The organism is Bacillus cereus group sp. MYBK216-1 (genome assembly GCF_051916495.1).
Taxonomy (GTDB): domain Bacteria; phylum Bacillota; class Bacilli; order Bacillales; family Bacillaceae_G; genus Bacillus_A; species Bacillus_A thuringiensis_K.
In genome coordinates this window covers 134,754-147,612 of the sequence record NZ_JBQAGT010000008.1, presented here as the reverse complement: position 1 = coordinate 147,612, position 12,859 = coordinate 134,754, and the positions used below count along the sequence as shown (strand labels likewise).

The following is a 12,859-nucleotide window of genomic DNA, read 5'->3' as shown; positions in this document are numbered from 1 at the left end:
TCATTCTCCTTTACTTATAAAGTTCATAATGGCTGATACAAAGACTTCCACTCCAATCGGTAATGCATCTTCGTCAATCGTAAAACGAGGGTGATGATGAGGATATATAATACCTTTCTCTTTATTTCCCGCTCCGATAAAAAAGAATGCCCCTGGTGCCTTTTGTAAAAACGCTGAAAAATCTTCTCCAGCCATCGTCGGCTGCAAACGAACAACTCTATCTCTTCCATAAAGTTGTAATGCCGTTTGTTCAATAAGCTCTGTAACTTCATAATTATTTACAACTGGTCGATATCCATATTCATAAGAAAACGTATATTTCGCTCCGTAAGATTCCGTAATATGCTTCACAATCCGCTCAATCTTCTTCTCTGTTTCACCTCGTAACTCATGTCTTAAACTCCTCACTGTCCCTTCAATCTCCGCTTGCTCTGGTATTACATTATGAGTTGTCCCCGCATGAAATTGCGTAACGGATATTACGAGAGAATCTAATGGATTCGTGAGGCGAGATACAATTTGCTGAAGTTGCGAAACGACTTGTGTACCGATTGCGATACTATCTACCGTTTCATGAGGGATTCCAGCATGTCCACCTTTTCCCTCTATCCTAATTTTAAAAACATCCGGTGCAGCCATTGCAGGACCATAAATAACGCCTATTTTCCCAACCTCTAACGACGCCCAAAGGTGAGCACCAATGATATAATCCACACCTTCCATTACACCTGCCGCAATCATTTCCTCTGCACCACCAGGAAAATTTTCTTCAGCATGTTGGAATAGAAAACGAATCTCCCCTTTAATCTTCTCTCTTGCTTCTACTAACTTATGTACAACCCCAAGTAATATCGCTATATGTCCATCATGGCCACATGCATGCATTACACCCGGATATTTAGAAATAAAGTCAAACTCATTTTCTTCATGAATAGGAAGAGCATCCATATCGGCTCGAACCGCAACTGTTTTGCCCGGCTGTTTACCTACTAACTTTGCCATCACACTATATTTAGTCGGCCGTGACACTTCTAAATATGGGCATTTCCGAAGTATATCGAACACAAACTGCGATGTTTTTTCTTCTTGAAAAGATAACTCTGGATACTTATGAAAATGCCTTCTCCACTCAACTAACTGATTTTTTGACAAAACAAGTTCCTTTGCAACATCCATACCCCTTCACTCCTTCTTCACCAAGTTAAATGTTATTATAACGTGAATTGTTAACTTTTAAAAGAATCTTCTGAATTTTCAATTACAATAAAACAAAAAGAAAAAGCCATCCAAAAGATGACTTTTTCTTTATTATAAAATAGTAATCGCTTGTTTTCCCATTTGCTCCCAAGCTTTCTCAAATTCTGCTCGTGGAACAGCCAAACGTGGATTATTTTTCAGAGGATCATTTACATATACAAAGTTTTGATCATATCCAATTACTACTGCACTATGCTCATAATATGTAATTTTCACTTCGCCTGAACTCGTATTCCATGTTTCAAAACTACTTTCAGCTAGCGGCTTAAACGTCGTATTAATAATGACCCATACCGGGGAGCCAGAACTAATTACTTTATATATATCTTGCATGTCTCTACCTGTTAAATTAATTACTTTTTCAGGAACATATTTTTCTGCTAAATCAAAGATTGGTTTATTGTATACACCATATCCAGGCTTTGCCTTTGTATAAATATTTCCTACAAATCCCTCGTAAGGATTTCCACGCAAACCATTTTGTTCAAATGGAACACGATAAATTTCGCTAGCAAGTTGCATCTTATCTACTTGTACACCTTTATATTGCAGCAACATAGCTAAACTTGTCACTTCACATCCTCGAGGTAATTCTGGTAATTGTTTAATAAACGGAACATCTTCAATCATAGCTGCTTCTTTCATTTCAGATAGAAACTCTAAGCGTAAAACTTGCGCCTTTTGCATGATTTTATCTTTCCCTATAAAAAATGCAGCAACAAGTATAATACCAAAAACAAAAAGATATTTTAACTTTTTCATTATAAACAAAACTCCATTAATTATTATTTTACAGACACAACTCTTATCATTGTACCTTTCTTCTTACTAGTTTGCTAGAAAGATCATGTGAATTATCGCTCATAAAATTAATTGTAAAAATTCTAATTATTTTTAATAAAAAGAAAAATAAATATACATTTCCAGAATATTTTGCTAAAATCAAAATTGTTAACATAGTGAAGATATCACCATGTTAACAAACATTCTTAGAGTATTTAGTCATAGTTCGTTTTTTACATACTCCATTCATTTCATAGCAAATAAACCGAGTGTGTGTTGCATCCCCCACTAATGATTAAAAACTCAGAATAAAATGAAGTTCACACATTCAAGAAAATACGGGGTGAGGGGCATATGAATCAACAAATTGAACAAACAAATTTAAAACGAACAATGAAAAGTAGACACCTATTTATGATTGCACTCGGTGGTGTTATCGGAACCGGGCTATTTATGGGATCTGGTCAAATCGTCCATAATGCCGGACCTGGTGGCGCTATTCTTGCATTTTTAGTAGGTGGATTTGTTATGTATTTAACGATGTTATGTCTTGGTGAATTATCTGTTGCTATGCCAGAAGCAGGTTCATTCCAAAGCTATGCAAGCAAATTCATTTCACCTGGTTTTGGATTTGTTGTCGGTTGGATGTATTGGTTAAATTGGGCTGTTACAGTTGGTGTAGAGTTAACAACTGTAAGTATTTTAATGAAACGCTGGTTTCCAGACGTTTCTTCATGGATTTGGTGCGTTACATTTGCAGCAGCGCTCTTCCTCGTAAACGCTTTATCAGCAAAAGCATATGCAGAAGCAGAGTTTTGGTTCGCAAGTGTAAAAGTCGCAACAATCGTTATTTTCATTGTACTTGGTGGGGCTGTTATGTTCGGTTTACTAGACTTTAATGGAAAGCCAGCTCCGATGCTTCATAATTTCACTGAAAATGGCGGGCTATTTCCAAATGGTGCATTAGCTGTTCTTCTTACGATGATTACAGTAAATTACTCCTTCCAAGGAACAGAATTAATCGGAATCGCTTCAGGAGAAAGTGAAAATCCTGAAAAAACAATTCCAAAAGCGATCAAAAATACAATTTGGCGAACTCTCTTCTTCTTCGTCTTAGCGATATCAGTTGTTGTAGGTTTACTCCCATGGCAAGAGGCTAATCTAGTCGAAAGTCCGTTTGTACTTGTTTTTGATGTAGCCGGTGTCCCATATGCAGCGGACATTATGAACTTTGTTATTATTACAGCTGTATTATCCGTTGCTAACTCTGGTCTATACGCAAATTCTCGTATGCTGTGGGCGATGGCAAAACAAGGAATGGCAAGCCCAGCATTTACGAAATTAACTAAAAAAGGTGTACCGCTAAATGCATTAATTTTCAGTCTGATTTTTGCTAGCCTTTCCTTATTAACAAGTGTATTTGCAGCAGATACTGTCTTTCTAGTTTTAACATCTATTGCAGCAATGGCTGCCGTTGTCGTTTGGATGTCAATCGCCGCTTCACAGTTTTTCTTCCGTAGAAATTTCGTGAAAAATGGTGGCGACATAAATGATTTAAAATATCGTACACCGCTCTATCCACTAGTTCCAATCGTAGCGTTCTCGCTCAATTTCATTACATTTGTTAGTTTGGCTTTCATTCCAGATCAAAGAATTGCTCTTTATTGTGGCATTCCATTTATGATTATTTGTTACATTTTATACCAAGTTAAATATAAAAAAATTGTCACACTTGAACAGCCGCGAACTGTCACACGATAAATAAACTAAATATACAAAACATTCAGCTATCTTTCTTATGATAAGATAGCTTTTTTCTATTTCTTGGATATCCTGGTATAACTTTATTTATCTTAAAATTTTCACAATCACGTTTTTCTCTGGAAAATAGTTTACAATGTAATCAAGTTACAAATGATATTCACCTTAAAAAGTGTGCATTTGTGTCTATTTTTTAACAATATATCAAAAACTATTGCCTTCTATAAATTAATAGGTTTATATTGTTTTATTGGCATAGTTTCAATCCAAGGAGAAAGGAGATTTTCAATCGTGCAACTAAAGAAAGCGTTTTGGAAGTTGGCTTCGCTTCTTCCGTTATCATTACTTCTGTTCCTCGGTGGCTGTGATAAAAAACTCGCAGTATTAAATCCGCAAGGACCTGTTGCAAAAGCACAGTATGATTTAATTGTTTGGTCATTCTTGCTTATGTCATTAATTATCGCAATTGTATTCATTCTGTTTACAGTCATCTTGATTCGTTATCGTGAAAAACCAGAGAATATGGACTATGAGCCACCTGAACAACACGGTAACACATTACTAGAAATTATTTGGACGCTTGTTCCTGTTATTATCGTTATCGCATTATCGATTCCAACAGTAAAAGCAACTTATGCTTCTGAAGAGGTGCCGAAAGAGTCCAAACATATTAAACCAGTTGAAATTTATGTTACATCTGCAAACTGGAAATGGTTATTCAGTTACCCAGAGGAAAAAATTGAAACCGTTAACTATTTAAACATCCCAGCTGGTGTACCAATTCAATTCAAACTGACTTCTGTCGGCCCAATGAATGCTTTCTGGGTACCAGAACTTGGTGGTATGAAGTACACAATGGATGGCATGATTATGGATCTTTATTTACAAGCTGATAAGCCAGGTTCTTACCTAGGTCGTAGCGCGAACTTCTCTGGTGAAGGATTCACACACATGGAGTTCGAAGTTGAAGCAAAAACTAAAGAGAAATATGACAAGTGGGTTAAAGAAGTACAACAAACTGCTCCTAAACTAACAGAAGATAAGTACAACGAAATTGTTAAACCTGGTGTAGTTGGTCGTATGACATTCTCTAGTCACCACTTAAGTTATGTAGATCCAAAATCACTTGAATATTGTGATTACAACTACTACAAAAACAAAAAATAATAGCTATTATTCCAACAGATTGGAGTGAACACAGTGAAGCTTGATGAATTCTTTGTCACAGGTGACCCGATTATTTACGGTGCAGACGCTTCTATCGTTCTTGTGACATTAGCAATCATTTTCGTACTAACAAAGTATAAAAAATGGAAATGGCTTTGGGACGAATGGTTGACAACTGTTGACCATAAAAAAATCGGAGCTATGTATATTATTTCTGCGGTTATCATGTTATTCCGTGGTGGTATGGATGGTTTAATGATCCGTGCACAGTTAACATTCCCAGAAACAACTTATTTAAACGCTGAACACTATAACGGGATCTTTACAACACACGGTACAGTAATGATTCTTTTCATGGCAATGCCATTCGTTATGGGATTAATGAACCTTGTAGTACCATTACAAATTGGTGCTCGTGACGTTGCATATCCGTTCTTAAATGCTTTAAGTTTCTGGTTATTCTTTGTCGGAGCAATGTTATTCAACATCGCTTTCGTAATCGGTGGTTCTCCAGACGCTGGGTGGACTTCTTACTTCCCAATGGCAGGTACAGAGTTTACTTCTGGTGTAGGAAATAACTACTACGCAATTGCATTACAGATTTCAGGTCTCGGTACGTTAATGACAGGTATTAACTTCCTTGTTACTATCTTAAAAATGCGTACACCTGGTATGACTTTAATGAGAATGCCAATGTTTACTTGGTCAATCTTAATTACAACAATTATCATTATTTTCGCTTTCCCAGTATTAACAGTTGCTCTTGCATTAATGACATTTGACCGTCTATTCGATGCTCACTTCTTTACGATGGCGAGCGGCGGTATGCCAATGTTATGGGCCAACCTATTCTGGGTATGGGGTCACCCTGAAGTATATATCGTTATTTTACCGGCATTCGGTATTTTCTCTGAAATCATTAGTACATTCTCACGTAAGCGTCTATTCGGTTACAGTGCGATGGTATACTCAATGGTTGCAATTTCTTTACTAAGTTTCGTCGTATGGCTTCACCACTTCTTCACGATGGGTGCAGGTCCAGCGGTTAACTCATTCTTCTCGATTTCGACAATGGCGATTTCGATTCCAACCGGTGTTAAGATCTTTAACTGGTTGTTTACGCTGTATAAAGGACGTATTCGTTTTACAGTTCCAATGCTTTGGTCATTGGCATTTATTCCAAACTTCGTAGTCGGTGGGGTTACAGGGGTTATGCTTGGTATGGCAGCAGCTGATTATCAGTACCATAACAGCTACTTCTTAATTGCTCACTTCCACTACGTATTAATCGCAGGTACAGTATTCGCTATGCTTGCTGGATTTACATTCTGGTATCCAAAAATGACTGGTCATATGTTAAATGAACGCCTAGGTAAATGGACATTCTGGATCTTTATGAGCGGATTCAACATCTGTTTCTTCCCAATGTACTTCTTAGGTTTAGATGGTATGACTCGTCGTATGTACACTTACTCTGAAAGTCTTGGATGGGGATGGCTAAACCAAATCGCATCTGTTGGTGCGGTAATGATGGGTATTGGTTTCCTACTTCTTTGTTACAACGTAATTTGGAGTGCTCGTCACGGTGAACGTGACACAACTGGAGATCCATGGGATGGCCGTACACTTGAATGGGCTACTCAATCTCCTGTACAACATTACAACTTCGCGAAACTTCCTGAAATTAAAGAAGCTGATGCTTTCTGGTACATGAAGAAGCGCGGGGAAACAGTTACACCAGCAGAAGAAGACATCAAACCAATTCACATGCCAAGTAACTCTGGTGTGCCTATTATTGCGTCTGGATTCTTCGGTCTTGCAGGTTTCGCATTAGTATTTAGCTGGTTCTGGCTTGCAGCAATCGGCGGCATTGGTATTTTAGCTTGCTTAATCTATCGTTCATTCGATTACGATGAAGGTTACTATATTAGTGTTGATGAAATTAAAAAATCAGAACATGTAGCATGAGAGGTGAAATGATATGGCGGCTTTAGATAAAAGCTTACCTTTGGAATATCAATCCGAACAAAGCAGATTGAATATCCTAGGATTCTGGATTTTTCTTGGGGCTGAAATTATGCTGTTCGCAACACTTTTCGCCTCTTATCTAGTACTTGCTGGTCGTACGGCAGATGGTCCAACACCAGCACAACTGTTTGAACTTAAAACGCTTTTAATTCAAACATTACTACTTTTAACAAGTAGTTTCACATGTGGTATCGTGATTCACGAAATGCGTAAGCACAACCAAAAAGCGATGCTTGGATGGTTCGTCCTTACATTACTTTTAGGTGCAGGCTTCCTATTCTTCGAGATTGAAGAGTTCATTATGTATATTGGTGAAGGCGCAACAATTCAAACAAGTGCTTTCCTATCTGGATTCTTCGTTCTTCTTGGAACGCACGGAGCCCACGTAACAGGCGGTATCATTTGGGCAATTTGTGTTATTATCCAAATTTTAAAACGAGGTTTAACACCAGTTACAGCTCGTAAAGTATTTATTATCAGCTTATACTGGCATTTCCTTGATCTAGTTTGGGTCTTTATTTACACACTAGTTTACTTGAACGGGATGGTGGCGTAAATGAGTCAAAATAACAATCAAGCAAACGGGCATGCGCATAGCGGATTCCCTTGGTCACACGTTTTCGGATTTATTTTATCGCTTGCACTAACGTTTCTAGCTCTATACGTGGCACTTTACACAAACCTGCCACTATCAACGATCTTAACTACCATTATCATAATGGCTGTTGCGCAAGCGTTGTTACAATTAATTATGTTCATGCATTTAAAAGAAGGAGAAGGAAGAGTTCAAATTCTTACTATGATCTACAGTTTCTTCGTTGCAACCGCAACTGTTGGTTTAACTGTATGGATCTTCTTCTCAATGTAATGTACATGAAAAGGACTGCTGAGATTGCTCAGCAGTCCTTTTTTTATCCTCTCCCCTATTACATCCACATTACGGAATTAACAACATAATCATGAAAAATATACTTATTATGACAAATGTTAAGAAAACTCTTTCTTTATGAAATCGAATCCATATGCGTTGCTTTTCTACCTATTATATGGCTAAATAGGTACTATATTTATTTGAAGGGAGAGAACGCAATGGAACATCATACTTCTGTTCTATCACTTATGGTTGTCGTTGCAATCGCGTTTTTCGTTCCCCTTTTGTTACAACGCTTTAAATTAAAAGCACTTCCTGTGGTCGTTGCAGAAATTATTGCAGGAATCTTTGTAGGTAAAAGTGGGTTTAATATTATTGAGCCAGATATATGGCTTCAAGTTTTATCAACATTAGGATTTATCTTCCTCATGTTCTTAAGCGGTTTAGAAATTGATTTTTCTATCTTTAAACAAAAAGGGAAAAAGAATACGACAAACGAACCAAATACATTTCAAGCAGCAAGCATTATCTTCTTATTTATTTTCATCTTATCTTATGCCCTATCATTACTATTCGTATGGCTAGGATTCGTAGATAATGCAATGTTCATGACTTTAATTATTTCAACTATTTCTTTAGGTGTTGTTGTACCAACATTAAAAGAGAACAACCTAGGAAAAACTGCAATCGGACAAATCATTTTATTAGTTGCTGTTATTGCAGATTTAGTTACAATGATTTTACTCGCTGTTTTCGTCGGATTAAATTCCGAAAGCGGCCAAAGTATGTGGCTCTTACTTATTCTATTCGGTGCCGGTATTATCATTTACTTTATTGCAAAACGCTTTAAAAACATTCCATACTTAGATAGTTTAAAAGCTGGTAGTGTACAAATTGATACACGAGCTGTTTTTGCACTCATTTTAATCTTAGTTGGGTTATCGGAATCTGTTGGAGCAGAAAATATTTTAGGAGCCTTCTTAGCAGGTGTACTTGTATCGTTATTATCACCAAATGAAGATATGGTGGAAAAACTTGATTCTATCGGCTATGGTTTCTTCATCCCTATTTTCTTCGTAATGGTTGGTGTAAATCTAGAGGTGTGGTCTATTTTCAAAGAACCTTCTAGCATGCTAATGATCCCAATCTTAATTGTAGGACTCTTTATTTCGAAACTCTTACCATCACTCGTCTTAAGAAAATGGTATCCACGTAATATCGTACTTGGAAGTGCAATTTTATTAACATCGACACTTTCTTTAGTTATTGCGGCTGCACAAATTGGTGAAAAACTGGGGATTATCAGTCCAAGTTTATCTGCCTCTCTTATTTTAAGCGCAGTTATTACTTGTATTTTTGCACCTATATTGTTTAAAAAAATGTTCCCAAAAGTAGAAACACCAAAACCAAAAGTAGCTATTATTGGCGCGAGCAGAATTACCCTTCCGTTATCACTAGATTTAAAACGAGAAGATTATGACGTAACGCTATATATGATGCGGCAAAACAAAATAAATGATGAAGAAGCGAAATCACACGACTTTCCTATCGTGAAATTAGATGATATTACAATCGCATCATTAACTGAACAAACAGCATTTGATGCAGATCGCGTCGTTGTTGCAACAAGCGATGATGAACAAAACTTATTATTGGCAGAACATGCAAAAGAGCTAGGTGTTGAACATGTTATTGCAAGTGTAGAAGATCCACTTCTACAAGAAAAAGCAACGCAAGAACATATCGCTGTATTCTCAACAATTAACTCTACACGTATTTTATTACGTGCACTTATTGATAAACCTAGTCTCGTTCGCTTAATTACAACAGCAAACGAAACAGTACGTGAAGTTGAACTGCGCAGCAATAAATATAACGGCGTTGCGCTTCGCCGCCTCCCGTTTTTAGGTGATGTACTTGTCATTCAAATCTACCGCGGTAACAAAGCATTAATACCACATGGTGATACAAGACTACAACACGGTGACACATTACTTGTAACAGGTTCAAAAGAACATATCGATACACTAAAAAACATATTAGAGTAAAAAAATGCCCCTCACATAATTGAGGGGCATTTTTTTAACTTCATATGGTAAAATGTTACTATCACATATTATGAGGATGGATCACATTATGTCTATTGTAACTTTAGCTCTTTTATTATTAGCAGAAATACTCATTGCCATTATTCTCATCGGTGTTAGTATTGAGATTTGTAGTTACGGATGGAAAAAATCGAATGGAATAAAATATTCTTGCCTCCTACTTTCACTCCTTCTCGGAACTGCTAGCATACTCGGACTTCTCGCCGCACCTGCTTATTTCTTTATACAATTAACAGAAAAAGCCTTATAAGAAAGGATGTTAATATGATTATCGTGAAAAATATTGAGGGATCTGAAACTTACGTATTACGTCAAAAAATTTTACGCCCCAATCAAACATTAGCAGATTGTAAATATCCTTCCGATTATGAAACAGACACCTTCCACTTAGGCGCATTTATAAACGATGAACTAATTAGTATCGCTTCCTTCTCAAAAGAAATATATCCTGACCTACCAGCCGGTATTCATTATCGTCTACGAGGAATGGCCACATTACCTGAGTTTCGAAACAACCACGCTGGAAGCTCCTTAATTCAGAATGCAGAACAAATCTTACAAGAGCGTCAAGCAAATATGTTATGGTGTAATGGCCGAATTACTGTAGCTGACTATTACAAGCGCTTAGGCTTTCAGGAACATGGTGAAATTTTTGAAATTGAACCAATTGGCCTTCATAAAGTTTTGTATAAAAAGATATAAGAAAAGCTTTCCTCAATACAGGAAAGCCTTTCTTATATTTCAATCTTCTCTTTTTATTTTTTTCATATATATGTATATAAACAAACTAGGAACTAAAAAACAAGCAAACATAATAAGTCCTGTCATACTAATTTCCTTTATCGAAATATCTGGTGTTACAACGATACAAATAGCTAAAATCCCAATAATAATACCCACCGGAATGAATAATAGCTTCATAAAATAACGACGCGACACTCCGCCCGTATGCTCATACACTTCCACTGAATTTTTCAGATTTAAAAAGTTAATAATTATTATCCCGCTCATAAATACCATTAATAAATCCGAAACACTTTCATATCCTGCCCCTTGCAAGACATAGCGGTAAAAGACGATAGCTAGTATGACGATATTTTGTAAAATGAAAGCTAATCTAATATGTTTTAACCCTTCAATCATTAAACGTTCATCTTTCACGATTTTCATCCTACCACTCCTTTTCCTCCCAAAACAAATCATTCAACGTTTTATCTACTGCATAACAAATTTTTAAACATAAATCTAAAGATGGATTGTATTTCCCCTTCTCAATTAAACTAATCGTTTGCCTTGTAACGCCTACTTTTTCTGCTAATTGTTGCTGTGTTAAATCTAACTGAACACGCGCGACTTTTATTTTACTTACAGCCATTCATGTTCCTCCTCTATCTTTATTGTAACATATATATTCCATTAAGTAATTTATATTTTACGAAATCATTTAAGTTTTCATCTTATCACAATTGGTGTGGGCTAATACACAGTGGGGATCCCCCTACTGCCTATAGTTTCACTTTATTATACACAAAAAAGGGGCCTCCCATAAGAAGGCCCTCTCCTATATTTATATTATAAGAATAAATGACATCCAAATAAGAATGCAAATAGGTATAGTAATGGATGTACTTCCATCCCTTTACCCTTCACAATTTTCAAGACTGGATATACTAAAAATCCAATTGCGATTCCATTTGCAATACTAGATGTTAACGGAATACCTATAAAGATCAAAAATGCTGGTAACGCATCTTCAAATCCATTCCAATTAATATCTCGAATGCTTTGTGCCATTAAACTACCTACTATAATTAATGAAGGAGCTGTAATAGCAGCTACACTTGATAAAGAAGCAATAACAGGACTGAAAAATGCCGTTATAATTGTTAGACCAACAACTACAATCCCTGTTAATCCAGTTTTACCACCTGCAGCAATACCTGCTGACGATTCAATGGTCGCTGCTGTTGGGCTTGTTCCAAAGATAGAACCTGTAGTCCCGCCAATTGCATCTGCAATAAATGCTTTACCAAAACGCTTCTCTGTATTGTCTGTAATTAAACCTGCTTGTTTAATTAAACCGAGTAATGCACCTGTTGTATCGAATAACAGTACAAGTAAAAATGAAAATACAACGCCGTATAATCCGTATTCAATTACATCAGAAAAGGCATTGATTGGGTTTGAAACGATAATACCCTCTGGTAAATGAGGCATCGCCACAATTTTATCAGCAAACTTCAATTGCCCTGTAAAGAAGGCAATAATTCCTGTCACAATCATACTAATAAATAATGCACCGCTCACACGTAATGCCATTAATACCGCCGCTAAGATTAAACCAATTAAAGTTAAAATAACAGCTGGAGAATGAAAATCACCAATCGTAACTAAATTAGACGGATGATCCACGATAATTCCAGAAAGGCGTAATCCAATAAAAGCAATAAATAGTCCAATTCCACCTGCAATTGCATGCTTTAAACTATCAGGAATTGCTAAAATTAACTTTTGCCTAAACGAAGTAAAAGATAATAAAAGAAAAATAATTCCCGTTACAAATACAGCTGAAAAGGCAACTACATATGTAATCCCTTCTGCCTTCTGTACAACAGAATAAGCAAAATATGCATTCATTCCCATAGCTGGAGCAATAACAATCGGGTAATTCGCGAAAATCGCCATACCTACTGTTCCAACAACAGTGGCAATAATTGTTGCTGTAAACGCTTGGTCAAACGGTACACCTGCATCAGATAATATTTTTGGATTGATGACAAGAATATACGCAAATGTAAAAAAAGTTGTGATGCCAGCTAAAAACTCTTGCTTCACAGAAGTGTTATATTTTTGTAATTGAAACATGCTTATGTACCCTTCCTAC

General features: G+C 36.5%; 13 protein-coding genes. 8 read left to right on the top strand and 5 right to left on the bottom strand.

The features are described from left to right. Nucleotides 1-1,176 (bottom strand): amidohydrolase, encoded by a 1,176-nt coding sequence (locus tag ACTFRH_RS23970; protein WP_000382121.1) that lies wholly within the window; start codon nucleotides 1,174-1,176, stop codon nucleotides 1-3. 132 nt (nucleotides 1,177-1,308) lie between these two features. Beyond that, complete coding sequence (locus tag ACTFRH_RS23965) at nucleotides 1,309-2,019, bottom strand: C39 family peptidase (RefSeq protein ID WP_000734496.1); 711 nt, start codon at nucleotides 2,017-2,019, stop codon at nucleotides 1,309-1,311. A 375-nt stretch (nucleotides 2,020-2,394) separates the two neighbouring features. Between ACTFRH_RS23965 and ACTFRH_RS23960 the strand changes: the two genes are divergently transcribed. From ACTFRH_RS23960 to ACTFRH_RS23925, 8 genes are all read left to right on the top strand, one after another. Then, on the top strand, nucleotides 2,395-3,801 hold the full coding sequence (locus ACTFRH_RS23960; RefSeq protein WP_001075768.1) for an amino acid permease: 1,407 nt from the start codon (nucleotides 2,395-2,397) through the stop codon (nucleotides 3,799-3,801). A gap of 291 nt (nucleotides 3,802-4,092) precedes the next feature. Then, nucleotides 4,093-4,968 carry a cytochrome aa3 quinol oxidase subunit II gene (locus ACTFRH_RS23955; protein ID WP_001176167.1) on the top strand — a complete coding sequence of 292 codons (876 nt, stop codon included), beginning with the start codon at nucleotides 4,093-4,095 and terminating at the stop codon, nucleotides 4,966-4,968. Between the two features lie 33 nt (nucleotides 4,969-5,001). Next, entirely contained in the window at nucleotides 5,002-6,936 is a 1,935-nt protein-coding gene (gene qoxB / locus ACTFRH_RS23950; protein WP_000762377.1) for a cytochrome aa3 quinol oxidase subunit I, read from the top strand. A 13-nt stretch (nucleotides 6,937-6,949) separates the two neighbouring features. Then, nucleotides 6,950-7,552 (top strand): cytochrome aa3 quinol oxidase subunit III, encoded by a 603-nt coding sequence (qoxC, locus tag ACTFRH_RS23945; RefSeq protein WP_000729317.1) that lies wholly within the window; start codon nucleotides 6,950-6,952, stop codon nucleotides 7,550-7,552. Next, nucleotides 7,553-7,864, top strand: a complete 312-nt coding sequence (qoxD, locus tag ACTFRH_RS23940; protein WP_000081349.1) for a cytochrome aa3 quinol oxidase subunit IV — start codon at nucleotides 7,553-7,555, stop codon at nucleotides 7,862-7,864. It begins immediately after the preceding gene. 221 nt (nucleotides 7,865-8,085) lie between these two features. Further along, nucleotides 8,086-9,915 carry a monovalent cation:proton antiporter family protein gene (locus tag ACTFRH_RS23935; protein ID WP_000399958.1) on the top strand — a complete coding sequence of 610 codons (1,830 nt, stop codon included), beginning with the start codon at nucleotides 8,086-8,088 and terminating at the stop codon, nucleotides 9,913-9,915. 52 nt (nucleotides 9,916-9,967) lie between these two features. Further along, nucleotides 9,968-10,225 (top strand): DUF4022 family protein, encoded by a 258-nt coding sequence (locus ACTFRH_RS23930; protein ID WP_003300023.1) that lies wholly within the window; start codon nucleotides 9,968-9,970, stop codon nucleotides 10,223-10,225. 14 nt (nucleotides 10,226-10,239) lie between these two features. Continuing rightward, the gene (locus tag ACTFRH_RS23925) at nucleotides 10,240-10,677 is read left to right on the top strand and encodes a GNAT family N-acetyltransferase (RefSeq protein ID WP_000587679.1); all 438 of its coding nucleotides are present in this window, start codon (nucleotides 10,240-10,242) and stop codon (nucleotides 10,675-10,677) included. Nucleotides 10,678-10,716: 39 nt separating this feature from the next. Here ACTFRH_RS23925 and ACTFRH_RS23920 read toward each other — a convergent pair whose 3' ends face one another. The 3 genes from ACTFRH_RS23920 to ACTFRH_RS23910 form a co-directional block, all read right to left on the bottom strand. Continuing rightward, nucleotides 10,717-11,145: a hypothetical protein gene (locus ACTFRH_RS23920; protein ID WP_440048817.1), complete on the bottom strand. Its 429-nt coding sequence runs from the start codon at nucleotides 11,143-11,145 to the stop codon at nucleotides 10,717-10,719. 1 nt (nucleotide 11,146) lies between these two features. After that, on the bottom strand, nucleotides 11,147-11,350 hold the full coding sequence (locus ACTFRH_RS23915) for a helix-turn-helix transcriptional regulator (protein ID WP_000301183.1): 204 nt from the start codon (nucleotides 11,348-11,350) through the stop codon (nucleotides 11,147-11,149). Nucleotides 11,351-11,547: 197 nt separating this feature from the next. Then, entirely contained in the window at nucleotides 11,548-12,840 is a 1,293-nt protein-coding gene (locus ACTFRH_RS23910) for an NCS2 family permease (RefSeq protein WP_000487185.1), read from the bottom strand. Between the last annotated feature and the right edge of the window lie 19 nt (nucleotides 12,841-12,859).